11 protein-coding genes and 2 pseudogenes are annotated in these 24,369 nt (G+C 75.4%); 7 read left to right on the forward strand and 6 right to left on the reverse strand.

Features of this window, described 5'->3' with window-relative positions:
- The 5 genes and pseudogenes from ACFY00_RS35480 to ACFY00_RS35500 all read right to left on the reverse strand — a co-directional run.
- Positions 1-1,644: pseudogene (locus ACFY00_RS35480) on the reverse strand (type I polyketide synthase); the annotation flags it as partial.
- A 91-nt stretch (positions 1,645-1,735) separates the two neighbouring features.
- Positions 1,736-12,901: pseudogene (locus ACFY00_RS35485) on the reverse strand (SDR family NAD(P)-dependent oxidoreductase); the annotation flags it as partial.
- A gap of 328 nt (positions 12,902-13,229) precedes the next feature.
- Positions 13,230-13,880 carry a 4'-phosphopantetheinyl transferase gene (locus ACFY00_RS35490; RefSeq protein ID WP_388037654.1) on the reverse strand — a complete coding sequence of 217 codons (651 nt, stop codon included), beginning with the start codon at positions 13,878-13,880 and terminating at the stop codon, positions 13,230-13,232.
- Complete coding sequence (locus ACFY00_RS35495) at positions 13,877-14,749, reverse strand: metallophosphoesterase family protein (RefSeq protein WP_388037656.1); 873 nt, start codon at positions 14,747-14,749, stop codon at positions 13,877-13,879. Before ACFY00_RS35495 ends, ACFY00_RS35490 begins: the two co-directional genes overlap by 4 nt.
- Before the next feature lie 37 nt (positions 14,750-14,786).
- A complete protein-coding gene (locus ACFY00_RS35500; protein WP_388037658.1) occupies positions 14,787-15,581 on the reverse strand; it encodes a thioesterase II family protein in 795 nt (264 codons plus the stop codon).
- 225 nt (positions 15,582-15,806) lie between these two features.
- On the opposite strand from ACFY00_RS35500, the gene ACFY00_RS35505 reads away from it, so the two are divergent.
- Together ACFY00_RS35505 and ACFY00_RS35510 are read left to right on the forward strand one after the other, a co-directional pair.
- Positions 15,807-16,598 carry an ABC transporter ATP-binding protein gene (locus ACFY00_RS35505; protein ID WP_388037685.1) on the forward strand — a complete coding sequence of 264 codons (792 nt, stop codon included), beginning with the start codon at positions 15,807-15,809 and terminating at the stop codon, positions 16,596-16,598.
- A 3-nt stretch (positions 16,599-16,601) separates the two neighbouring features.
- A complete protein-coding gene (locus ACFY00_RS35510; protein ID WP_388037661.1) occupies positions 16,602-17,966 on the forward strand; it encodes an FtsX-like permease family protein in 1,365 nt (454 codons plus the stop codon).
- 147 nt (positions 17,967-18,113) lie between these two features.
- Here ACFY00_RS35510 and ACFY00_RS35515 read toward each other — a convergent pair whose 3' ends face one another.
- Positions 18,114-19,661 (reverse strand): AMP-binding protein, encoded by a 1,548-nt coding sequence (locus tag ACFY00_RS35515; RefSeq protein WP_388037663.1) that lies wholly within the window; start codon positions 19,659-19,661, stop codon positions 18,114-18,116.
- Between the two features lie 78 nt (positions 19,662-19,739).
- Here ACFY00_RS35515 and ACFY00_RS35520 point away from each other — a divergent pair, with 78 nt between their 5' ends.
- The 5 genes from ACFY00_RS35520 to ACFY00_RS35540 all read left to right on the forward strand — a co-directional run bounded on the left by ACFY00_RS35520 (position 19,740) and on the right by ACFY00_RS35540 (position 24,289).
- The gene (locus tag ACFY00_RS35520) at positions 19,740-19,985 is read left to right on the forward strand and encodes a phosphopantetheine-binding protein (RefSeq protein ID WP_388037665.1); all 246 of its coding nucleotides are present in this window, start codon (positions 19,740-19,742) and stop codon (positions 19,983-19,985) included.
- A 277-nt stretch (positions 19,986-20,262) separates the two neighbouring features.
- Entirely contained in the window at positions 20,263-21,525 is a 1,263-nt protein-coding gene (locus ACFY00_RS35525) for a sensor histidine kinase (protein WP_388037668.1), read from the forward strand.
- The gene (locus ACFY00_RS35530; protein ID WP_388037670.1) at positions 21,498-22,160 is read left to right on the forward strand and encodes a response regulator; all 663 of its coding nucleotides are present in this window, start codon (positions 21,498-21,500) and stop codon (positions 22,158-22,160) included. The genes ACFY00_RS35525 and ACFY00_RS35530 overlap by 28 nt, the downstream gene beginning before the upstream one ends.
- Before the next feature lie 214 nt (positions 22,161-22,374).
- Positions 22,375-23,265 (forward strand): proline iminopeptidase-family hydrolase, encoded by an 891-nt coding sequence (locus ACFY00_RS35535; RefSeq protein ID WP_388037673.1) that lies wholly within the window; start codon positions 22,375-22,377, stop codon positions 23,263-23,265.
- Between the two features lie 61 nt (positions 23,266-23,326).
- Positions 23,327-24,289, forward strand: coding sequence for an ACP S-malonyltransferase (locus tag ACFY00_RS35540; RefSeq protein ID WP_388037675.1), 963 nt, complete (start codon positions 23,327-23,329; stop codon positions 24,287-24,289).
- Positions 24,290-24,369 lie beyond the last annotated feature (80 nt).

The raw sequence follows: 24,369 nt of genomic DNA on the forward strand, positions 1-24,369 counted from the left end.
CGAGCCCTGCCCGGTGAACAGGAACGCCAGCCGCCCGGACGTACTGACCTGCCCGGCCTGCTCGCCCTCGGCGATCGCCCGCAGACCCGCCAGCAGCTCACCGCGCTCCGCACCGACGACCACCGCCCGGTGCCCGAAGTGCGTCCGCGCCGTCGCCAACGACCGCCCCACCGCAACGAGTTCACCGTCAGCCGCCCCCAACAGCCTCTCCGCCTGCGCCCGCAACACCTGCGCGCTACGGCCGGAGAGCGGCCACGCGACCACCCCACCGGGCTCCTCCACGGGCTCGGCCGCAGGCTCCTCGTACTGCTCCAGGATCACGTGCGCGTTGGTGCCGCTGAACCCGAACGCGGAGACGGCCGCCCGGCGGACGCGCTCGCCTGCGGGCCAGGGCACCTCCTCGGTGAGCAACCGCACGCCGCCGCCGCTCCAGTCCACGTGGCTGGACGGCGCGTCCACGTGCAGGGTGCGCGGCAGCACGCCGTGGCGCAGCGCCATCACCATCTTGATCACGCCCGCGACACCCGCCGCAGCCTGCGCGTGCCCGATGTTCGACTTGATCGAGCCCAGCCACAGCGGCCGCCCGTCCTCCGGCCGTTCGCGCCCGTACGTGGCCAGCAGCGCCTGGGCCTCGATCGGGTCGCCCAGCGTGGTGCCGGTGCCGTGCGCCTCGACCGCGTCCACGTCCGCCGCGCTCAGCCCGGCATCGGCCAACGCCGCCCGGATGACCCGTTGTTGGGCGGGGCCGTTGGGGGCGCTGAAGCCGCTGGAGGCGCCATCCTGGTTGACGGCGGAGCCGCGCAGCACGGCGTGCACGCGGTGGCCGTTGCGGCGGGCGTCGGAGAGGCGTTCGAGGACGAGGACGCCGGCTCCTTCGGCCCAGCCGGTGCCGTCGGCGGCGTCGGCGAAGGGCTTGCAGCGGCCGTCGGGGGCGAGGCCGCGCTGTTCGCTGAAGTCGATGAAGGTGCCGGGGGTGCCCATGACGGCGACGCCGCCCGCGAGGGCGAGGGTGCACTCGCCTCGGCGCAGGGCCTGGGCGGCGAGGTGGAGTCCGACCAGGGAGGAGGAGCAGGCGGTGTCGACCGAGACGGCCGGGCCCTCCAGGCCGAGGGTGTAGGAGATGCGGCCGGAGATCAGGCTGCCGATGCAGTTGCTGTTCGGGTAGTCGTGGTACATGACGCCCGCGTAGACGCCGGTGGCGCTGCCGCGCAGCGTGCCGGGACGGATCCCGGCGCGTTCCAGGGCCTCCCAGGCGGCCTGGAGGAGGAGGCGTTGCTGCGGGTCGGTGGTGAGGGCCTCGCGGGGGGAGATGCCGAAGAACTCGGCGTCGAAGTCGCCCGCGTCGGTGAGGAAGCCGCCCTGGTTGACGTAGCTGGTGCGGGGGCGCTCGCCCGTCGGGTCGAAGAACCGCTCCTGGTCCCAGCCGCGGTCGGCGGGGAAGGTGCCGACGGCGTCGACGCCGTCGGCGACCAGGCGCCACAGGTCCTCGGGGGTGGCGATGCCGCCGGGGTAGTGGCAGGCCATGCCGATGATCGCGATCGGTTCGGTGGCGCGCTGCTCGTGGTCGCGCAGTTGCCGCCGGGCCTCCCGCAGGTCGGTGGTGGCCCGCTTGAGGTAGCTGAGCAGTTTTTCCTCGCTGGCCATGGGCGTACCGGCCACCATTCCCTCGGCGTTGTCCGTCACTGTCCGTCTCCCGTTTCGAACGCTATAGACGTGTGCTTGGCCCGACCCACCCCTATTCGGACCGCTCGGGCCCCAGTTCCGCGGCGAGCCAGGCGGTGACGGCCGCCGCGGTGGACGGGGCGTCGTCGGCGACGATGCTGAAGTGGTCGCCGGGGACGGTGCGGACCTGGTCGGCGAGGCTCCAGTCGGTGCGCCAGGTGTCGTCCCCGGAGCCGTCGGCAGGGGTACCGGCAGGGGTGCCGTCGCCGGTGGTGAAGCGGTGCTCGGGTCGCAGCAGGACGCTCGTGGCGGCCAGCGGTGCGACGGGGACGGTGGGGAGCAGTTCCATGTAGCGGGCCATCGCGGTGAGCTTGGTGCGGTCGAGGCCGTCCTGGCCGGACTCCTGCCGGAGCATTCCGGCGGCCATCTCGACGACCGTCCCGGCTCGGGAGGCGGTGGCCTCGGCGGAGCCGTCGCCGACGGCGGCGCCGCCCACGGGGTAGGTGTCGAGCAGGAGCACGGTGGCCGGGCCGCGGCCGGCCGCTTCGAGGCGGGCGGCGACGGCGTAGGCGAAGACGCCCGCCGAGGAGTAGCCGAGCAGCGCGTAGGGGGTGTCCCCGGCGGTGTCGGCGGCTGCCAGGACGCCGGCGGCGAGTGCTTCGACGACGGCGTCGGCGGTGGCGGGGAGGGCCTCGTCGGGCAGGAAGCCGGGCATCGGCAGGACGGAGACCTGGGCGTGGTCGCGCAGTTGGGCGGCGATCCGGGCGTACTGGTAGGCGCCGCCGGTGGCGACGGGGGTGGACAGGCAGAGCAGGCGGGGCAGTCCGGCGCCCTCGCTGAGCTTGAACGCGGTCGGTGCGGTGCCGAGTTCGGCGAGCGAGGCGAAGGAGGGGCGCAGGTGGGCGGCGGAGGCGAGGACGGCGAGTCCCTCGCGGGTCTTCCCGGCCCGGACGGCTTCGACGAAGAGCTGGCGCAGTCCGTCGGAGGCGGTGTCGGAGGCGGTGTCGGGGGTGTCGGCGGCGGTGTCCCCGGCGGGTGCGGCGGCGTCGGCGAGTTCGGTGAGCAGGTGGGCGGCGAGCGCCTCGGGGTCCTGGTGGTCGAAGACGACGGTGGCGGGCAGGCGCAGTCCGGTGCTGGCCGCGAGCCGGTTGCGCAGGTCGACGGCGGTGAGCGAGTCGAAGCCGAGTTCGAGGAACGGCCGGTGGGCGTCGACGGCTCCGGCGTCGGGGTGGCCGAGGAGGTGGGCGACGTGCTCGCGGACCAGGTCGCGGACGGCTTCGGCGCGCCGCGGGGCGGGCAGGGCCGCGAGGCGGCGGCGCAGCTCGGCCGGGTCGGCGGGCGCGGCGGAGGTGGCGGCGGTGCGCCGGGCGGGTGCGGTGAGGGCGCGCAGCAGGTGGGGGGTGCCGGTGGCGGGGGTGCTGCCGGTGGTGAGCAGCAGCCTGGCGGGGACGAGGAGGTGCTCGGGGCGGACGGCCGCGGTGTCGAGCAGGTCGGTGCCCTCGGCGGCGGAGAGCGCGCCCATTCCGGCACGGGCCATCCGGGCCTGCTGGGCGCCGGTGAGGGTGTCCGCCCACAGGCCCCAGGCGAGGGACTGGGCGGGCAGGCCGTGGGCGCGGCGGTGCGCGGCCAGGGCGTCGAGGAAGGAGTTGGCGGCGGCGTAGTTGCCCTGGCCGGGGTTGCCGAACAGGCCGGAGGCGGAGGAGAAGAGCACGAAGGCGCTCAACTCGGCGTCCAGGGTGGCCCGGTGGAGGTTGAGTGCGGCGTCGACCTTGGGGCGCAGCACGGTGGCGAGCCGGTCGCCGGTGAGGGCGGTGAGGGCGCCATCGTCGAGCGCGCCGGCCAGGTGGACGACGGCGGTGAGCGGGTGCTCGGCGGGGACGGCGGCGAGCAGGGCGGTGACGGCGTCGGCGTCGGCGAGGTCGCAGGCGGCGGCTTCGACGTGGGCACCGAGGGCGGTGAGTTCGGCGGCGGCCGCGGGCAGGGTGCCGCTGCGGCTGACCAGCAGCAGGCGGCGCACCCCGTGGGCGGTGACCAGGTGGCGGGCGAGCAGGGCGCCGATGGTGCCGGTGGCGCCGGTGAGCAGGGTGGTGCCCTCGCCGCCGAAGGTGCTGCCGGGGGCGGCGCTGCCGTCGGTGGGCAGCGGGCGGGGGCGGACCAGCCGCGGGACGGACGCCCGGCCGCGGCGGACGACGGCCTGCGGTTCGCCGGAGGCGGCCAGGGCGGGGAGCAGGGCGGCCGAGGCGGGGTCCGCGTCGAGGTCGGCGAGGACGAAGCGGCCGGGGTGCTCGGACTGGGCGGAGCGGACCAGGCCGGTGACGGCGGCTCCGGCCAGGTCGGTGGTGTCCTCGCCGGGGAGGGCGGCGGCGCCGCGGGTGACGATCACCAGCGGTCCGTCGGGCCCGGCCTCGTCCCGCTCGGCGAGTTCGCGCTGCAGCAGGTCGAGGACGGCGCGGGCGGCGCGGTGGACGGCGGCGGCGTCGTTGCCGGGGTGCGGCTGCTCGACGGCGCGGACGGCCCCGCCGGGAACAGCGTCCAGGGCGGCGGGCAGCCAGTCGACGGCGTACAGCGACTCGTGGCGTCCGGCGGCGACGGGGGTGCCGAGCTCGGTGCCGCCGCGCAGCAGCAGCGATTCGACGGCGGCGACGGGGGCGCCGGCCTGGTCGGCGAGGGTGAGCGAGACGGCGCCGCCGCCGAGCGGGCGGACCCGGACCCGGACCCTGGTGGCGCCGGTGGCGTACAGCTCGACGCCGGACCAGGCGAACGGCAGGCCGCGGGTGACCTCGCCCTCGACGAGCGCGATGGCGTGCAGGGCGGCGTCCAGGACGGCGGGGTGCAGGCCGAAGCCGAGCACCTGGGAGCCCGGGGAATGGTCGAGGGCGACGTCGGCGTACACCTCGCCGTCCAGCCTCCAGGCGGCGCGCAGGCCGCGGAACAGCGGGCCGTAGGAGAGCCCGGCCTCGGCCAGGCCGGGGTAGAGCCCGGTGAGGTCGATCGCCTCGGCCCCGGCGGGGGGCCAGTCGGCGAGCGGGGCGGGGTCGGCCCCGGTGTCGACGGCGAGGGTGCCCGCGGCGTGCCGGGTCCACGGGTCCCGGGGGCCGGGCCGGGAGTGGACGGCGACGGCGCGGCGCCCGTCCGGGTCGGGGGCGCCGACGGCGACCTGCACCTGGAGCTGGGCCCGGCCGCGTTCGGCGAGGATCAGCGGCTGTTCCAGGGTGAGGTCCTCCAGGCGGCGGCAGCCGACCTCGTCCCCGGCCCGGACGGCGAGTTCGACCAGCGCGGCGCCGGGGAGCAGCACGGCCCCGCCGACCCGGTGGTCGGCCAGCCAGGGGTGGGTGCCGAGCGAGAGGCGGCCGAGCAGGGCGGTGCCGTCGGAGTCGGCGAAGCCGACGGCGGCGCCGAGCACCGGGTGCGCGACGGCCTCCAGGCCGGTGGCGGCGAGGTCGCCGCCGCCGCGCAGCGCCTTGGGGTCGACCTCGGGCCAGTAGCGGCGGCGCTGGAAGGCGTAGCCGGGCAGCGGGACGGGGCGCGCGGGGCGCCCGGCGAACAGCGCGGTGGCGTCCAGGCCGAGCCCTTCGACGTGCAGGCGGGCCGCGGCCCGGTGCACGGTGAGCGTCTCGGGGCGCTCCTTGTCGAGCAGCGGGAGCGTCGCGGCGCCGCCGTCCCGGTCGGTCAGGCAGGCCTGGGCGAGGGCGCTGAGGGTGCCGTCGGCGCCGAGTTCGACGTAGTGGGTGACGCCGGCCTGCTCCAGGGTGCGGACGGCGTCGAGGAAGCGGACGGTCTGTCGGCAGTTGGCGACCCAGTACGCGGGGGTGGCGCCCTCGCCGGGTTCGAGGAGGCGGCCGGTGACGGTGGAGGCCATCGGGATGCGGGCCTCGCCGTAGGAGAGGTCGGCGGCGACGGCGCGCAGTTCGTCGAGGATCGGGTCCATCTGCGGGGAGTGGACGGCCTGGTTGACGTTCAGGCGGCGGGTGCGGCGGCCGAGGGCGCTCCAGTGGGCGGCGAGTTCCCGCACCGGCTGCTCGTCGCCGGAGATGACGACCGAGCGCGGGCCGTTGACCACGGCGAGGGCGACCCGGTCGCCGAGCAGCGCCTCCAGCTCCTCGGGGGTGGCCTCGACGGCGACGGCGGCGCCGCCGGTGAGGGCGGCCATCAGGCGGCCGCGGTGCGCGGTGAGCCGGGCGGCGTCGGGCAGCGGCAGGACGCCGGCGACGTGCGCGGCGGCGAGTTCGCCGACCGAGTGGCCGAGGACGAAGTCGGGGCGCCCGCCCCAGGATTCGAGCAGCCGGAACAGCGCGGTGCCCAGCGCGAAGACCGAGGCCAGCACGTACGGCGTCTCGTCGATCAGGGCGGCGTCGGCGCTGCCGGGCTCGGCGAACACCACCGCGCGCAGGTCGCGCTCCAGGTGGGGGCGGAAGGCCTCGGCGACCTCGTCGTAGGCGCGGGCGAAGGCGGGCAGCGCGGCGTACAGCTCGCGGCCGGTGCCGGTGCGCTGGGTGCCCTGGCCGGGGAAGAGGAAGGCGGTGCGGCGGCCGGTGCGCACGGCGCCGCGGAGGGCGGCGGGCCCGGTGCGGCCCTCGGCGAGGGCGGCCAGCGCGGCCAGCGCCTCGGCGCGGTCGGCGCCGACCACGGCCGCCCGGTACGGCATCGCGGCCCGGGTGGCGGCCAACTGGGCGCCGACGTCGGCGAGTTCGAGTTCGGGGTGGGCGAGCAGGTGGGCGTGCAGCCGGGCCGCCTGGGCGGGCAGCGCCTCGTCGGTGCGGGCGGACAGCAGCAGCGGCACCGCGGGCAGCGCCGCGGCGGCGGGCGGCTCGACGTCGGCGGGCGCGGGGGCCTGTTCGAGGATGACGTGCGCGTTGGTGCCGCTGTAGCCGAACGCGGAGACCCCGGCCCGGCGCGGGCGGCCGTTCTCCTCCCACGGGCGGTTCTCGGCCAGCAGCCGGACCTGCCCGGTGGACCAGTCGACGCCGCCGGTGGGCTCCTGGGCGTAGCGGGAGCGGGGCAGCACGCCGTGGCGCAGCGCCTGCACCATCTTGATGACGCCCGCGACGCCCGCCGCGGCCTGGCTGTGCCCGATGTTGGACTTGACCGAGCCCAGCCACAGCGGCCGGTCGGCGGGCCGGCCCTGGCCGTAGGTGGCCAGCAGGGCGCCGAGTTCGATCGGGTCGCCGAGGGTGGTGCCGGTGCCGTGGCCCTCGACCGCGTCCACGTCGCCGGGCTCGAGCCCGGCGACGGCGAGCGCCCGGCGGATCATCCGCTCCTGGGCGAGGCCGTTGGGGGCGGTGAGGCCGTTGGAGGTGCCGTCCTGGTTGACGGCGCTGGCGCGGACCACGGCGAGCACCTGGTGGCCGCGCCGCTGCGCCTCGGAGAGCCGCTCCAGGACGAGGACGCCGACGCCCTCGGCCCAGCCGACGCCGTCGGCCTGCGCGGAGTACGCCTTGCAGCGGCCGTCGGGCGAGGAGCCGCCCTGGATGTCGGAGAGCGCGAACGCCTCCGGCGAGGCGAGCAGGGTGACGCCGCCCGCCAGCGCGACCGTGCAGTCGCCGTTGCGCAGCGCCTGGGCGGCGACGTGCAGGGCGACCAGCGAGGAGGAGCAGGCGGTGTCGACGGAGACGGCGGGCCCCTCCAGGCCGAGCAGGTAGGAGACCCGGCCGGAGACGACGCTTCCGAGGGTGCCGGTGCCGCGGTGGAACAGGTTGTCGGGCAGCAGCCCGGCGGGGCCCGCGTCGTAGTCGCTCTGCATGGCCCCGGCGAAGACGCCGGTGGGGGTGGAGCGCAGGGCGGCCGGGTCGAGTCCGGCGCTCTCCAGCGCCTCCCAGCAGACCTCCAGGAACTTGCGCTGCTGCGGGTCCATCATCAGCGCCTCGTTGGGGCTGATCCCGAAGAAGGGCGCGTCGAAGTCGGTGGCGTCGCGCAGGAACCCGCCCTCGGGCTGCTTGCCGGTGGCGGCGACCAGCTCGGTCCAGTAGTCCATGTCCCAGGCGCGGTCGGTCGGGAAGGGGGCGACCGCGTCGGCGCCGGAGGTGACCAACTGCCAGAGGTCGTCGGGTGATTCGACGCCGCCGGGGTAGCGGCAGGCCATGCCGACGATCGCGATCGGCTCGTCCTGCGCCGCGCCGGGGAGCGCGTCCGCGGGCCCGTCGGCCTCCGCGTCGGCGCCGAAGATCTCGCCGTGCAGGTGCTCGGCGAGGTCGCGGGCGGTGGGGTGGTCGAAGACCACGGTGACCCGCAGCCGGACGCCGGTGGCGGCGGTCAGCCGGTTGCGGACCTCGACGGAGGTCAGCGAGTCGAAGCCGAGGTCCTTGAACACCCGGTCGGCGTCGACGAGTTCGGCCCCGGCGTGGCCGAGCACCGCGGCGACGTGCACCCGCACCAGGTCGGTCAGGGCGGCCAGCCGCCCGGCCCGGGGCAGGCCGGCCAGCCGGGCGCGCAGCGGCTCGGCCCCGGCCTGCCGGTCGGCGGCCGCGGGGCGGCGGACGGCGGCGGGCACCAGGCCGCGCAGCCGGTCGGGGAAGGCGTCCGGGTCGGCGCGCAGCGCGGCGAGGTCGAGCCGGATCGGGACCAGGACGGCCTCGTCGCGGGCCGCGGCCTCGTCGAACAGGGCCAGGCCCTCCTCGGCGGAGAGCGCGTCGGCGGCGGCCTTCCCGGTGCCGCCCATGCTGTCGGCCAGCGCCCACTGGCCCCAGGCCAGCGACTGGGCGGGCAGGCCGTCGGCGGCGCGCCGCGCGGCGAGCGCGTCGAGGAAGCTGTTGGCGGCGGCGTAGTTGGCCTGACCGGGGGCGCCGAGCACACCGGCCGCGGAGGAGAACAGCACGAACGCGGCGGGTTCGTGGCACTGCGTCAGTTCGTGCAGGTGCCAGGCGGCGTCGGCCTTGGCGGCCAGCACGGCGTCGAAGCGCTCGGCGCTCTGCCCGGCGAAGGTGCCGTCGCGCAGCACGCCCGCGGTGTGCACGACCGCGGCGATCTCCCGCTCGGCGAGCAGCGCCCGGACGGCCTGGCGGTCGGCCAGGTCGCAGGCGGCGACCTCGGCGTCGGCGCCCAGCGCGCCCAGCTCGGCGACCAGCCGCTCGGCGCCCGGCGCGGCGGCGCCGCTGCGGCTGACCAGCAGCAGGCGGCGGATGCCGTGCCGCCGGACGAGGTGACGGGCCAGCAGGGCGCCGAGGGCGCCGGTGCCGCCGGAGACCAGCACCTGTCCGGGGTGCGCCGCGGCGACGGCCCAGGGCCGGTGCCCGGCCTCGGGAGCGGCCGCGGCCCGCACCAGGCGGGGGGTCCACAGCTCGGTGCCGCGGACGGCGCTCTCGGCCAGCTCGGCGGCCACGATGCCAGGCAGCAGGGCGGTGACGTCCTGCCCGGCGGCGGCGTCGACCAGGAACAGGCGGCCCGGGTACTCGGCCTGCGCGGAGCGGACCATGCCGTGCACCGCGGCGCCCGCCAGGTCGGCGGGCTCCTCGCCGGGCAGGGCGACCGCGCCGCGGGTGAGCAGCACCAGGCGGGCGTCGTCGAAGCGCTCCTCGGCGAGCCAGGCCTGCAACCGGTCGAGCACCCCGTGCAGCGCCGCCCGCGCGGCGTCCGCGTCCGGGCCGCCGTCGACCGGCAGCACCAGGACGGGCGGCACCGGCCCGTCCGCGGCGAGGCCGTCGAGCGGGGCGACCCGCGCGGCGGCGTCCGGCGCCGGTTCGGGGGCGGTGCGCCGGGTCCACTCGACCCGGTGGAGCAGTTCGGGGCGGGCGGCGCCCGGGGCGAGGGTCCGCAGGGTCAGCGCGCCGACCGAGCCGACCGGCTGCCCGGTCGGGTCGGCGAGCTGCAGCGCGACCGTCCGGGCGCCGTCGGCCCCCGGCCCGCCGACCCGGCCGATCCGCACCCGGACGGCCTCCGCGCCCGCGGCGAACAGCTCCACGTCGGACCAGGCGTACGGGAGCGCGGCGGAGCCGTCACCACCGGCGTCGCCATCGCCGTCGAGCAGGCCGATCGCGTGCAGCACGGCGTCGAACACCGCCGGGTGCAGGCCGAAGTCGGACGCCTGGTGCCGGGCCCGCTCGGGCAGCGCGGCCTCGGCGTACACCTCCCCGCCCAGGCGCCAGGCCGCCCGCAGCCCCCGGAACACCGGCCCGTAGTCCAGGCCGCCCGCGGCGGCCAGCTCCTCGTACATGCCGTCCAGGTCGACGGGCTGCGCGCCCTTCGGCGGCCAGGCGGCGAGGTCGAAGGAGGCCGCGCCGCCGGTCGGGGCGAGCAGGCCCTCGGCGTGCAGGGTCCAGGGCTCCTCGCTGTGCTCGGCGTCGGGCTGCGAGTGGACGGTGACCGGGCGGGCCCCGTCCTCGTCCGGGTTGCCGATGCCGACCTGGATCCGGACGCCGTGCTGCCCGTCCAGCACCAGCGGGGCCTGCAGCGTCAGTTCGCGCACCGCCGCGCACCCGACCCGCTCACCGGCCCGCAGCGCCAGCTCGACGAAGGCCGTACCGGGCAGCAGCGTCCGGCCGCCGACCCGGTGGTCGGCCAGCCAGGAGTGGGTCGTGGCCGACAGGCGGCCCAGCAGCACCACGCCCTCCGAGTCGGCCAGCACGGTGGCCGCCCCGAGCAGCGGGTGGCCGACGGCCTCCAGGCCCAGCGCGGACGGGTCACCGTCGGCGGAGGACGGCTCCAGCCAGTAGCGCTGCCGTTGGAAGGGGTAGGTGGGGAGGTCGGCGAGGGGGGTGGGGTGCGGGTAGAAGGCGTGCCAGTCGACGGGGGTGCCGTGGGTGTGGAGGGTGGCGAGGGCGGTGACGGCGGTGTGCTGTTCGGGGCGGTCGCGGCGCAGGGCCGCCACCAGCAGGTGGTCCTCGGTGCTCTGGGCGGCCATGGCGGTCAGGACGGCGTCGGGGCCGAGTTCGAGGAAGCGGGTGGTGTTGAGGGTGGTGAGGGTGGTGATCGCGTCGGCGAAGCGGACGTTCTCGCGGACCTGGCGCACCCAGTAGTCGGGGGTGGTGAGTTCCTCGGCGACCTGGCCGGTGAGGGTCGAGACGACCGTCAAGGTCGGCTGTTGGTAGGTGAGTTGGGAGGCCACGGTACGGAACTCGGCGAGCATCGGTTCCATCAGGGCGGAGTGGAAGGCGTGCGAGACCGTCAGCGCCTTGGTGCGCTCGAAGCCCGCCGCGACCTTCGCCACCGCCTCGGCCTCACCCGAAACCACCACCGCCCGCAGCCCGTTGACCGCCGCGATGTCCACGCCCGACACCAGGGCGGCCCGAACCTCCGCCTCCGCAGCGGCGATCGCGACCATCGCGCCACCCGTCGGCAGCGCCTGCATCAACCGCGCCCGCGCACCGACCAGGGTGCAGGCGTCCTCCAGCGACCACACCCCCGCCGCGTACGCCGCCGCGTACTCACCGATCGAGTGCCCGGCCACCGCGTCCGGCAGCACGCCCCAGGAGGCGTACAGCCGGTACAGCGCCACCTCGAGGGCGAACAGCGCACACTGCGCGTACCCGGTGAGGTTCAGCGCCTCCGCGTCCGACCACATCACCTCCTTGAGCGGACGCTCCAGCCCCTTGTCCAGCAGCCCGCACACCTCGTCCAGCGCCGCCGCGAACACCGGGTAGGCCCGGTACAACTCCTCACCCATGCCGAGGCGTTGCGAGCCCTGCCCGGTGAACAGGAACGCCAGCCGCCCGGAAGAACTGACCTGCCCGGCCTGCTCGCCCTCGGCGATCGCCCGCAGACCCGCCAGCAGCTCGCCGCGCTCGCCGCCGACGACCACCGCCCGGTGCCCGAAGTGCGTCCGCGCCATCGCCAACGACCGCCCCACCGAAACGAGTTCACCGTCAGCGGCCGTCTCGAGCAACTGCTGCGCCTGCGCCCGCAACGCCTGCGCACTACGGCCGGAGAGCGGCCAGGCGACCACACCGGGCACCGCGACGGGCTCGGCCGCAGGCTCCTCGTACTGCTCCAGGATCACGTGCGCGTTGGTGCCGCTGAGGCCGAACGCGGAGACGGCGGCTCGGCGGGGCTGTCCGGTCTCCGGCCAGTCGCGGCGCTCGGTGAGCAGCCGGACGTTGCCCGCGGTCCAGTCGACGTGCCGGGTGGGCTCGTCCACGTGCAGGGTCTGCGGGAGGACGCCGTGGCGCAGCGCCATCACCATCTTGATCACGCCCGCGACGCCCGCCGCGGCCTGGGTGTGGCTGAGGTTGGACTTGACCGAGCCCAGCCACAGCGGGCGGTCCTCGGGGCGGCCCCGGCCGTAGGTGGCCATCAGGGCCTGGGCCTCGATCGGGTCGCCGAGGGTGGTGGCGGTGCCGTGCGCCTCCAGGGCGTCGACCTGGTCGGCGGAGAGCCGGGCGTTGGCGAGGGCGGCGCGGATCACGCGCTGCTGGGCGGGGCCGTTGGGGGCGGTCATGCCGTTGGAGGCGCCGTCCTGGTTGACGGCGGTGCCGCGGACGACCGCCCAGACGGGGTGGCCGTTGCGGCGGGCGTCGGAGAGGCGCTCCAGCAGGAGCACACCCGCGCCCTCGGCCCAGCCGGTGCCGTCGGCGGCGTCGGCGAAGGAGTGGCAGCGGCCGTCGGAGGCCATGCCGCGTCCGGCGCTGAACTCGGCGAAGATCCGGGGGGTGGACATGACGCTGACGCCGCCGGCCAGGGCGAGCGAGCACTCGCCCTGGCGCAGCGACTGGACGGCCATGTGCAGGGTGACCAGGGAGGAGGAGCAGGCGGTGTCGACGGTGACGGCCGGGCCCTCCAGGCCGAAGTGGTAGGACACCCGGCCGGAGACGACGCCGGAGGAGCCGAAGCCGCCCGGGTAGTCGTGGTACATCACGCCGTTGAAGACGCCGACCTGGCTGCCCTTGACCGACTGCGGGACGATCCCGGCCCGCTCGAACGCCTCCCAGGAGGTCTCCAGCAGGATCCGCTGCTGGGGGTCGATCAGCAGGGCGTCGCGCGGGGAGACGCCGAAGAAGTCGGCGTCGAACTCGGGGGCGTCGTGCAGGAAGCCGCCCTCGTCGACGTAGCTGGTGCCGGGCCGCTCCCCGGTCGGGTCGTAGAAGCGCTCCAGGTCCCAGCCGCGGTCGGTGGGGAACGGGCCGACCGCGTCGACGCCCTCGGCGAGCAGCTGCCACAGCTGTTCGGGCGTGGCCGCCTCGCCGGGGAAGCGGCAGGCCATGCCGATGATCGCGATCGGTTCGCGCGGGCCGTCCGCCAGCTTGCGGTTCTGCTCGCGCAGACGCTCGGTCTCCTTGAGGGAGACCCGGAGGGCGTGGAGCAGCTTCTCTTCGGGCTTGTCCATGGTGCCCTCACCCTTCAATCACGTGTCGGCTGACCTGGTGCAGTGGCTCACAGTAGGAGCGCCGGAAGGCGTCCCCCTACCCCTAGCCGACCCCGGGCCGGGCCCCTGGACGGGTGCCCGCGCGGTGCCGTGCGGGGGTCTCGCGCGGCGGCGGCATCGGGCCCCGCCTGCGGTGTTCGGCATCTTTGCGGGGGTGGCCGGCGGCCCTCGGCGGTCGTCCCGCCGGGCACTCGGGCCACCCCTGTCCCACCCACCCCTGTGCCACCCCTGCTCCGCTCCCCCGCTGCGCGGAGGGGCCGGGAAGGGGGCGGGGTCCTCAGTCCTCGACGACGACGGAGGTGACGACCAGTGGGCCGTCGACCAGGAAGCGGCCGCGCATCCTGGTCAGCAGCTCGCCGCCGTCCACCGGCCGGACCTGGGCCGGGGCGACGCGGAAGGCGCACTCCTGCGGGTCGAACCGCAGGACCGCGTCCTGGAAGCCCAACTTCCGCCGCTGGAGCGGGAACCAGGCCTTGTAGACGGACTCCTTGGCGCTGAACAGCACCTTGCCCCAGTGCACGGCGGGGTGCGCGGCCCGCAGTTCGGCGAGGGCGGGCAGCTCCTCGGGCCGGGTGACGGCCTCCAGCACGCCCTCGGGAAGGGCGAGGTGGGGTTCGGCGTCGATCCCGAGCGAGGCGATCTCCCCGGCCCGGGCGACCGCGGCGGCGCGGTAGCCCGCGCAGTGGGTGAGGCTGCCGACGACGCCGTCCGGCCAGAGCGGTTCGTTGTGCGGGCCGGTCAGGATCGGCCCGGCGGGGTGGCCGATCCCGGCCAGCGCGCGGCGGGCGCACCAGCGGGCGGCGGCGAACTCGCGCTGCCGCCCGGGGACGGCCCGGGCGACCAGGGCGGCCTCCTGCGGGTAGCCGTCGTCGGCGTCCTCGGCGGTGTGCACGGCGACCGCGGCGGCCGGCAGGATGCGCTCGATCACAGTCGTCCTCCCCAGGCGGGCACCGGTGCGGGCAGGATCTGCCGCAGCGGTTCGGCGGGCGGGCGGCGGCTCCACTCGCGCGGGTAGCCGAGCGAGACCTCGGTGAAGCGCACGCCGTCGTACACGGTGCGGCGCGGGATGTGCAGGTGGCCGTAGACGGCGTCGACGGCCCGGTGGCGCGTGTGCCAGTCGGCGGTGGCCTCGGTGCCGCACCACTGGGCGAACTCGGGGTGCCGCAGCACCTCGGTGGGCTCGCGCACCAGCGGGTAGTGGTTGACCAGGACGGTCGGCAGGTCCGCGGGCAGCGCGGCGAGCCGCTCCTCGGTGCGGGCGACCCGGGCCCGGCACCAGTCCTCGCGGCTGGGGTACGGGTCGGGGTGCAGCAGGAACTGGTCGGTGCAGACGATCCCGGCGGCCTCGGCGACGGCCAGCGCCTCGGCGGCGTCGCGGGTGCCGGGGGGCCGGAAGCTGTAGTCGTAGAGCACGAACAGCGGGACGACCACGGCGGGTCCGCCGGGCCCGGTCCAGACCGGGTACGGGTCCTCCGGGGTGGCGATGCCGCGGCTGCGGCAGTGCTCGACGAGGCGGTGGTAGCGGTGCTCGCCGCGCAGGGTGACCGGGTCGTGCGGGTGGGTCCACAGTTCGTGGTTGCCGGGGGTCCAGACCACCTTGGCGAAGCGGGCGGCCAGCAGGTCGAGGGCGGCGGTGACGTCGGCGTACAGTTCGCCGACGTCACCGGCGACGAGCAGCCAGTCGCCGGGGTGGGCGGGTCGCAGCCGGTCGACGACGGCGCGGTTGTCGGGGTGGGCGACGTGCAGGTCGCTGACCGCCCAGATCCGCGGGTGGCCGTCGTCGGGGTGGCCGTTCACCGCGCTCCCCGGTGGCTCGCCGGGTGCTGACGGGCCATCAGGGGCGCTGCGGCGCGGCCGCGGCCCAGGCGCGGGTGCGCTCCCGGATCGTGGCGAGCACGGCGGGGGCCTGGTCGACCAGGTAGAAGTGGCCGCCGGGGAACTCGGTGACCCGGCACCCGCCGGTGGTGTGGCGCTCCCAGGCCCGGTTCTCCTCGGGGCTGGTCATGGCGTCGCTGTCGCCGGTGAGCACCTCGACGGGGCAGGTCAGCACCGGTCCGGCGTCGGCCCGGTAGGTCTCGACGGCCTTGTAGTCGCCGCGCACCGCGGTGAGGACCATGCCGAGCAGGTCGGCGTCGTCGAGCACCTCGTCGCCGGTGCCGCTGAGTTCCCGCAGGGCGCTGACGATGCCCTGGTCGTCGCGCCGGTGGACGCCCTCCTCGCGGACGGTGGACGGGGCGCGCCGGCCGGAGGCGAACAGGCCGAGCGGGGCGCTGCCCGCGGCCTCCAGGCGGCGGGCGACCTCGTAGCCGACCAGGGCGCCCATGCTGTGGCCGAACAGCGCCAGCGGCCGGTCGGTCCAGGGGAGCAGCTCGGCGGTGATCCGGTCGGCGAGGGCGCGCACGTCCTCGATGACGGGTTCGGTGCGCCGGTCCTGGCGGCCGGGGTACTGCACGGCGAGCACGTCGAGTTCGGGGGCCAGGGCCTTGGCCACCGGGAAGTAGTAGGTCGCGGCCCCGCCGGCGTGCGGGAGGCAGACGAGCCGGACGGCGGCGTCCTCGGCCGGCCGGAAGCGGCGGATCCAGGCGCCCAGTTCTCGGGCCCCGTTCTGGGTCGGTACGGTCGTCGTCATAGTGCCTCGAATGTGGCAGTCTCGTCCGGGGGCTTCAACCCCTATCGGCGGGTGCGGGGGCCGGGGTCGGGGGGTGTCGGCCCTGCCGGGGCGGGTCGGGGCGGGGCGGGCGGAACAGGGGGGTGTTTTCCCTACCCGGGTCGGGGAGTTTCCACCCCTGACGCGGCGGGCGCCGCGCGGAATGCTCTTTAGCAGCAGGAAATGCGCCCGACGAGATGAGGAATGATGAACCGAGCAGGCGCCCACGGCCGTCCGGTGGCGGGGGACGTACTCCGACTGGCCTCGGTCAGCAAGGTCTATGACACGACCGGCGTTCCGGTCACCGCACTGAAGAGCGTGAACCTCTCGCTGGCCCCCGGCACCTTCACCGCGATCATGGGCCCGTCGGGCTCGGGCAAGAGCACCCTGCTGCACTGCGCGTCGGGGCTCGACCAGCCGAGCAGCGGCGAGGTGTACATCGCCGGGCAGCAGATGACCTTCGGCAACGAGACCGAGCTGACCAGGTTCCGCCGCGGCCGGATCGGTTTCGTCTTCCAGCAGTTCAACCTGCTGCCCTCGCTGACGGTCCGTCAGAACATCACCCTGCCGTCCCGGTTGGAGGGCAAGCGGGTGGACCGGCAGCGACTGGAGGCCGTGGTGGAGCGGGTGGACCTGCTGCACCGGCTGGACCACCACCCGGCGCAGCTGTCCGGCGGCGAGCAGCAGCGGGTGGCGATCGCCCGGGCGCTGGTCTCCAACCCGAAGATCATCTTCGCGGACGAGCCGACCGGCGCGCTCGACACCCACCGGGCCGCCGAGGTGCTCGACCTGTTCGACCAGGCGGTGCGCGAGTTCGGGCAGACCGTGATCATGGTGACCCACGACCCGATCGCCGCCTCGCACGCCGACCTGGTGCTCTTCCTGGTCGACGGCCAGATCGTCGACGAGATGGCCCGCCCCAACCCGGCCACCGTCGCCGAGGAGATGGCCCGCCTGGGCGAGGAAGTCGCCCGCCGCCACGCCCGATCGGAGTCCTGAGCCATGTTCCGCCTCGCCCTCAGCTCGCTGCGCCTGCGCAAGGGCAGCTTCGCCGCGACCTTCCTGAACGTGTTCCTCGGCGCCACCATCCTGATGGCCTTCTCCTCGCTGTTCGACACCGGCACGGCCGACGGCGTCTCGGCCCAGGACGAGAAGACCCTGACCACCATGTGCTACGTGGTGGACGGCTGGGGCGTGCTGATCGTGGCCTTCGGCATCGCGGCCACCCTCAACCTGACGGTGCGCCAGCGCAGCAACGAGATCGCGCTGCTGAAGTCGGCGGGCGCGGTCCCGGGCCAGATCACCCGCATGATCATCGGCGAGACCGCGGTGGTCACCCTGCTGGCCGCCGTCCTGGCGGTGCCGGTCGGCTACCTGGCGGGCAACGCGGTGGTGGACGCCCTGGTCTCCAGCCACCAGGTGGCGAAGGGCACCGACTACGCGTTCGGCCTGATGGCGCTGAGCATGGGCCTGGGCGTGACCTTCCTGGCCGCGGCGATCGCCGCGTACGTCACCGGCCGCCGGGCCTCCACCGTCAGCACCCGCGAGGCGCTGGTCACCAGCGCGGCGGGCACCACCAAGATGACCAAGAAGCGGATCGGCTTCGGCATCTTCTTCCTGCTGCTGGGCACCGACGCGGGCGTGCTGGTCCCGACCGTGCTCAAGGACCGCGGCTACCTGACCATGTCGATCGCGGGCGAGGCCTGCATCCACGTCTCGATCGGCCTGGCGCTGCTCTCGCCGATCCTGCTGCGGGTCGCCAGCGCGCTGGTCGGCGGCGTGGTCCGCGGCTTCGGCGGCACCCCCGCCTACCTGGCCCAGGCCAACATCCGGCAGCGCTCGGGCCGGATGGCGGGCGTCCTGATGCCGATCATCCTGTTCGTCGGGATGGCCGCCGGGTCGCTGTACATGCAGGTCATCCAGAACGACGCGGTCTCCTCGGGCCGGCTGGTGCGCTCCCAGGACGACAAGAACGTCGAGACCCTGAACTTCGTGATCGTCTCCACCATCGCGGTCTTCGCGGCGATCGTGCTGATCAACCTGGCGGTCACCGCGACGGTCTACCGCCGCCGCGAGTTCGGCCAGCAGCGGCTGATCGGCTCCACCCCCGGGCAGGTCGTCCGCACGGTCACCTTCGAGAGCGTGATCACGGTGGTCACCGGCCTGGTCGCGGGCACCGTCGCGGCGCTGGCCTCGATCGTCCCGTTCAGCCTGGCCCTCTCGGACGAGGCGATCCCGGACGCGGGCCCGCAGATCTACCTGGTGGTGGTCGCGATCGTGGTGGTGCTGACCTTCGCGGCGAACATCGGCGCCACCCGCAGGACGCTGCGCGAGCGCCCGCTGGAGGCGCTGGCGGCGGCGATCTGACGCCCCGCCGGCCGTGGGCCGGGCGCAGCCCGCGGACACGGCGGACGCGGGACGGGGAGGGCCCGGGAAGCCACACGCTTCCCGGGCCCTCCCCGTCGTGCTGCGGGGGCCGCCGTCACCGGCCCCCGCCGTCACCGGCCCCCGCCGTCACAGGCCCTGGAGTTCGGCGGCCCGGGCGGTGAGCGCGCCCCGGTCGACCTTCCGGTTGGGCGACAGCGGGAACTCCTCCACCGGCAGGAAGCGCCGCGGGATCGCCCCGGCCGGGACGAGTTCGCGCAGCCCGCGCACCAGGTCGACCGCGGGCACCGCCGCGCCGGTGTAGTACGCCACCAGCACCGTCCCGGCCGGGGTCGGGGCACCGACCACCACCGCGTCGCGCACCCCGAGGGCGCGCAGCGCGTGCTCGACCTCGGCGGGCTCGATCCGCCAGCCCTGCACCTGGATCTGCGAGTCCAGCCGCCCCAGGTACGCCAGGTCGGTGCCGTCCGGGCCGATCCGGCGGGCCCGGTCGCCGGTGCGGTAGTAGGTCAGCCCGTCGCGCTCCAGGAAGCGGCCGGCGCCGTCGGCCGGGTCCAGGTAGCCGGGGGTCAACTGCGGGCCGGCGATGCAGAGTTCACCCACCTCCTCGGCGGGCTGCCCGTCCGGGTCCAGCAGCAGCACCCGGTGCCCGGCGTGGACGGCGCCGATCGGCACCACGCCGTTGACCGCGACCGCGGGCGTCCCGGTGTCGGACCAGCGGTAGGCGGCGACGGTGACGGTCAGCTCGGTCGGGCCGTACAGGTTCTCGACGGTGGCCGCGGGCGCGGCCGTCCGCCAGTCCTCGACGTCCCGGCAGGTCAGCGCCTCCCCGGCGAAGAAGCTCCAGCGCAGCCCGCCCAGCGCGCCCGGGGCCAGGCCGCCGGTGCGGCGCACCAGGGCGATCGCGCTCGGGGTGGAGAACCAGACCGTCACCCCGTGCTCGGCCAGGAACTCCGGCAGCGCCCGGAACGCCTGCGGCGGCAGGGTGAGGAATTCGGCGCCCGCGCCCCAGGCGCAGAACAGGTCGAACACGGAGCAGTCGAAGTTCAGGTCGAATACCTGGGAGAACACGTCGGCGGGGCCGAAGTCGTAGCGCGCGTCCAGCAGCGAGAAGTAATGCGCGAATGCGCCGTGGGTGAGCCGGACGCCTTTGGGGCGGCCGGTCGAACCCGAGGTGAACAGCACGTACGCCAGGTCGTCCGGGGCGGTCGGCCGGGGCGCGGCCAGCGCCGCCGCCGGGTCGGTCTTCAGCGTGGCGTACGGCAGTTCGTCGGCCTGCACGGCGCCCTCCGGGCCGACCAGCAGCACCGCCCGGCCGCCGCGGACCTCCGCCAGCGCGGGCACCGCCTCCCGGTCGGCGACCAGCACCTGCACGCCCGCGGCGTCCGCCATCTGCGCCAGCCGGGCGGCCGGGAAGTCCGGGCGCAGCGGCACCACGGCGGCCCCGGCGAACAGCGCGGCCAGGATCGCGGTGTACGCCTCGGGGCCCTTGCGGGCCAGCACGCCGACGGTGCGGGCCCGCTCGGCGACCAGGGCGCCCGCCCACAGCAGGGCCCGCTCGTGCAGCTGCCGGTAGGTCAGCACGGTGTCGCCGTGGCGCACCGCCACGCCGTCCGGGGAGGCGGCCAGGCCGCGCAGGAACCGCAGCGGGAGGGTGTTCTCGGTGGGGAATTCCATGTCGCCTCCGGTGGCCGGGAATGAAATAGGGGTTCGTACTCATCGACCCGAACTGGCGCCGTCGGTAGGGTCGCCGACATGTGGGATGAGAGATTCGAAGAATCCGTGCGCCGTTTTCTGCCGTACCTGCCCGCCGACGAGGAACTCGTCGCCGACGCCCCGTTGCGGGATTTCGGCCTCGACTCGCTGGCGACGGTCGACCTGCTCTCCGTGCTGGAGGACGCCTACGAGGTCAGGTTCCAGGACGAGGCCCTGTCACTGGCGACGTTCGAGACGCCCGAGACGCTCTGGAAGACCCTGTCCCGGATCCGGGCGGCGGCCTAGCCCCCGCCCCGCACCGACCCTCCGCCCCCATGTCTAGCGACTCGCCGGTGGCCGGGCCAGCCCCTTAGGGGCACCCCAGAGCACGGGGCGGCCCGGCGGACGGCGCTCCGCGGGGGCGGGGGGCCGGTGCCCGATCGGGGTGTTTACTCCCCTGACAAGCCGTCGCCGGGGCCGGAAGACTGGGCTCCGTGGACAGGCACGAGCACGAGGAGACCACGGTGACCCGAGTACGCGCGGCCGGCGGGCGACCCGCCGCCCAGGCCCCGGCGGGGCAGTCATGAACGGCTCCCGGGCGGACGGCTTCCGGGGCGGGCGCCGGGTCGCCCGGATGCTGACGGCCTGCGGCCGCGGGCTCGTGCAGGCGCTGGCCTCGCAGTTCGCGGGGGTGCCGCTGCTGGTCGGCTCGCTGCTGTCGATCGCCTTCCTGCCGCTGGGGCTGGGCGTACTGGCCGCGCCGACCCTGCTGAAGGGCGCGCGGGCGTTCGCCGACACCGAGCGGCGCTGGGCCCGGGAGTGGTCCGGGGTGCCGATCGCCTCCCCGTACCGGCCGCTGCCGCGCACCGCGCCGGGCCTGATCGGCCGGGTCGAGCTCTGCCGGGAGCTGCTGAAGGACCCGGCGACCTGGCGCGACCTGCTCTGGCTGCTGGTGAACGTGCCGGTGGGCGCGCTGCTGGGGGTGCTGCCCGCGGCGCTGCTGGTCAACGGGCTCGGCGGCCTGCTGGTGGCGCCGTTCCTGGTGGCGTTCACCAGCGCCCACCACCTGTACTGGACGCTGAACATCCCGCTGGGCGCGCTCTGCCTGGCCGTCGCGGTGTTCGGCGCCCCGCTGTTCGTCAAGGCGCACGCGCTGTTCTGCGCGGCGCTGCTCTCTCCCGGCCGCGGCCAACTGACCGCCCGCGTCGACTCGTTGACCGACTCCCGGACCCAGGTGGTGGACGCCTCGGCGGCCGAGCTGCGCCGGATCGAGCGCGACCTGCACGACGGCGCGCAGGCCCGGCTGGTCGCCCTCGGCATGAACATCGGCCTGGCCGAGCAACTGATCAAGCACGACCCGGAGGCCGCCACCCAGCTGATGATGGAGGCCCGCGAGCACAGCGGCCAGGCCCTGTCCGACCTGCGCGACCTGGTGCGCGGCATCCACCCGCCGGTGCTGGCCGAACGCGGCCTGGACGGGGCGGTGCGGGCGCTGGCGCTGACCATGCCGTTCCCGGTGGACGTCCGGATCGAACTGCCCGGCCGCCCCGAGGCGCCGGTGGAGTCCGCGATGTACTTCGCGGTCGCCGAGGCCCTCACCAACGCCGCCAAGCACAGCGGGGCGGGCCGCGCCTGGGTGCAACTCGGCCACGAGGACGGCCGGTTGGTCGCCATCGTCGGCGACGACGGCATGGGCGGCGCCACGGCCTCGCCCGGCGGCGGACTGGCGGGGGTGGAGCGTCGCCTGGCAGCCTTCGACGGAGTGCTCGTCGTCACGAGCCCCGCCGGGGGACCGACCATCATCACCATGGAGCTGCCATGCGCGTTGTCATCGCCGAGGACCTGACCCTGCTGCGGGACGGGTTGATCCGGCTCCTGACCGCCTACGGCCTGGAGGTGGTCGAGGCGGTCGACAACGGCCCGTCCCTGGTGCAGGCCCTGGCCGCGCACAAGCCGGACGTCGCGGTGGTCGACGTCCGGCTCCCCCCGACCCACACCGACGAGGGCCTGCGCGCCGCCCTCGACGCCCGCCGCCACACCCCCGACCTGCCGGTGCTGGTGCTCTCCCAGCACGTCGAGCAGCTGTACGCGAAGGAACTCCTGGCGGCCAGCGGCGGCGGCCTCGGCTACCTGCTCAAGGACCGCGTCTCGGACGTGACCCGGTTCGTCGACGCCGTCCGCACCGTCGCCGCGGGCGGCACCGTGCTGGACCCGGTGGTGGTCAACCAACTGCTCTCGCGCCACTCCCAGAACAAGGCCCTGCAGAACCTCACCCCCCGCGAACAGGAGGTCCTCGGCCTGATGGCCGAGGGACGGACCAACGCGGGCATCGGCGGCCGCCTGACCATCACCGAGAAGGCCGTCTGCAAGCACATCAACAACATCTTCAACAAGCTCGACCTCCTCCCCCACGACGACGACAACCGCCGCGTCCTGGCCGTCCTGGCCTACCTCAACGACACCGACCCGTCCTCCTCCTGAGCCCCTCCCCCGAAGGCCCCTCCGCTCCCCGTGCCGGAGGGGCCTTCGCGCGCGTCCGGGCGCCCCGCCCCGCCCCCGTAGGGGGGTTGGGGTGCGGGGCGGGTGGTCGTCCCGGAGCGTCGGCGGCACCCCCTAAGGGGCTGGTTCCGGGGCGGGGGGCGGGGCTAGACATGGGGGGCGGACGGGCCGCTGACTGGCAGTGAGGTGATTCGGGATGGACGTCGCCGAGGGCACGGTCCCCTTCGGGGAGCACCGGACCTGGTACCGGATGACGGGCACGCCCGGCGCCGGTCGTCCGGTCGTCGTGGTGGCGCACGGCGGCCCGGGCAGCACCCACCACTACCTGGCGAACCTGGCCGAACTGGCCCGCTCCGGCTGGCCGGTGCTGCACTACGACCAGCTCGGCAACGGCGGCTCCACCCACCTGCCGGAGAAGGGCGCGGACTTCTGGGTGCCCGAGCTGTTCGAGGCCGAGCTGGACAACCTGCTGCGCTCGCTGGGCGCGGACGAGGACTACGTGCTGTTCGGCCACTCCTGGGGCGGCCTGCTGGGCGCCCGGCACGCGGCGCGGCAGCCACCGGGCCTGCGCGGCCTGGTGATCGCCGACTCCCCGGCGTCCTACCCGCTGTGGCGGCAGGAGATGGCGGTGCTGCGGGCCGCGCTGCCGCCGGGGGTGGACGAGACGCTGCGCCGCCACGAGGAGGCCGGCACCACGGCCTCCCACGAGTACTACAAGGCGGTGCGGGTCTTCTACGACCGGCACGTGTGCCGGGTGGTGCCGTGGCCCCGCGACTACCGGGCCTCGTTCCTGGAGATGTCCGAGGACACCACGGTCTACTCGGTGATGAACGGCCCGAGCGAGTTCCACGTCACCGGCACGCTCAAGGACTGGTCGGTGGTGGACTGCCTGCCCGCCGTCGACGTCCCGACGCTGCTGGTCAGCGGCCGGTACGACGAGGCCACGCCGGTGACCGTGCAGCCGTACTTCGACCTGATCCCCGACGTGCGCTGGGAGGTCTTCGAGGAGTCGAGCCACGTGCCGAACCTGGAGGAGCCCGAGCGCTTCCGCGCGGTCCTGGTCGAGTTCCTCAAGGGCCTCGCATGACCCGGCACTTCGCGCACCGCGACCGGCCGACCGGCACGACCGGAACGAACAGGGGGAAACGATGAGCACCACCGGAACCACGGGCGGGGCGCGGACGGGACAGGCGATGGTCTTCCCCGGCATGGCCCCCAGCAGGTTCGCCGACGTCGGCCGGTTCATGGCCGTCAACCCGTTCGCCCGCCGCCTGGCGGCCGCGGCGGGCAAGCGGCTCGGCTACCCGCTGCTGGAGCGGATGCGCCGGGACGACTCCGACTACAGCACCGCCGCGCAGGTCGGCTTCCTGGTGAACTGCCTGGCGCTGGCGCAGTGGGCGGAGCAGGAGCTCGGCGTGCGGGCCGACCTGTGCGCCGGTCCGAGCTTCGGCGAGAAGACGCTCGCCGCGTACTGCGGCGCCCTGGAGGTCGAGGACGCGGTCTGGATGACGGCCGAACTGGCCGCGCTGCAGGACGAGTTCTTCGCCACCGAGTTCCGGGACGTGGTGACGCACTCCTTCACCCGCACCCCGCGCGAGCAGTTGGACGAGGTGCTGGCCGAGCTCACCGCCCGCGGCGAGTGGCACGAGATCTCCTGCTACATCGACGACAACTTCTTCATGGTGTCGCTGCGCGAGCGCAACCTGGACTGGCTGCTGGGGCGGCTGCGCGCGCTGGGCGGCTTCTCGCTGTACACGATGCGGCCGCCCATGCACTCGGCCGCGTTCGGGGCGCTGCGCCGTCGGGCCGAGGACGAGGTGATCGGCGGGCTGGAGTTCGCCGACCCGCGGCTGCCGGTGGTCGCCGACCAGGACGGCGCCGTCCTGCGCACCGGCGAGCAGGTGCGCACCATGCTGCTGGACAGCTTCGTGCGGCCGATGCGCTGGACCGACGTGGTCGACACGCTGCTGGAGCGGGGCGTGGGCACGGTGTGCATGGCGGGCCCGGACAGCCTGTTCGGCCGGGTAGCCCGCACCACCGCCAACTTCGAGGTGCTGGCCGCCACGCCGCGGCTCGCCCTGCAGCCGCGCCGCCGCGGCGCGGTGGCCTGAAACCCCGACCGGCCCGCCCCGTACGGCAGGAGGCCCCGGCCCCCGCACCGCCGCCCCGCACGGCCGCCCCGCCCCGCCGC

The sequence above is a fragment of the Kitasatospora sp. NPDC001540 genome (genome assembly GCF_042894345.1).
Lineage (GTDB): Bacteria > Actinomycetota > Actinomycetes > Streptomycetales > Streptomycetaceae > Kitasatospora > Kitasatospora phosalacinea_C.

Excerpts from the sequence above, each read along its gene's own strand:
- ACFY00_RS35500 (WP_388037658.1), bottom strand. The coding sequence starts at position 15,581 with ATGACGACGACCGTACCGACCCAGAACGGGGCCCGAGAACTGGGCGCC.
- ACFY00_RS35505 (WP_388037685.1), top strand. The coding sequence starts at position 15,807 with ATGAACCGAGCAGGCGCCCACGGCCGTCCGGTGGCGGGGGACGTACTC.
- ACFY00_RS35510 (WP_388037661.1), top strand. The coding sequence starts at position 16,602 with ATGTTCCGCCTCGCCCTCAGCTCGCTGCGCCTGCGCAAGGGCAGCTTC.
- ACFY00_RS35515 (WP_388037663.1), bottom strand. The coding sequence starts at position 19,661 with ATGGAATTCCCCACCGAGAACACCCTCCCGCTGCGGTTCCTGCGCGGC.
- ACFY00_RS35520 (WP_388037665.1), top strand. The coding sequence starts at position 19,740 with ATGTGGGATGAGAGATTCGAAGAATCCGTGCGCCGTTTTCTGCCGTAC.
- ACFY00_RS35525 (WP_388037668.1), top strand. The coding sequence starts at position 20,263 with ATGAACGGCTCCCGGGCGGACGGCTTCCGGGGCGGGCGCCGGGTCGCC.
- ACFY00_RS35530 (WP_388037670.1), top strand. The coding sequence starts at position 21,498 with ATGCGCGTTGTCATCGCCGAGGACCTGACCCTGCTGCGGGACGGGTTG.
- ACFY00_RS35535 (WP_388037673.1), top strand. The coding sequence starts at position 22,375 with ATGGACGTCGCCGAGGGCACGGTCCCCTTCGGGGAGCACCGGACCTGG.
- ACFY00_RS35540 (WP_388037675.1), top strand. The coding sequence starts at position 23,327 with ATGAGCACCACCGGAACCACGGGCGGGGCGCGGACGGGACAGGCGATG.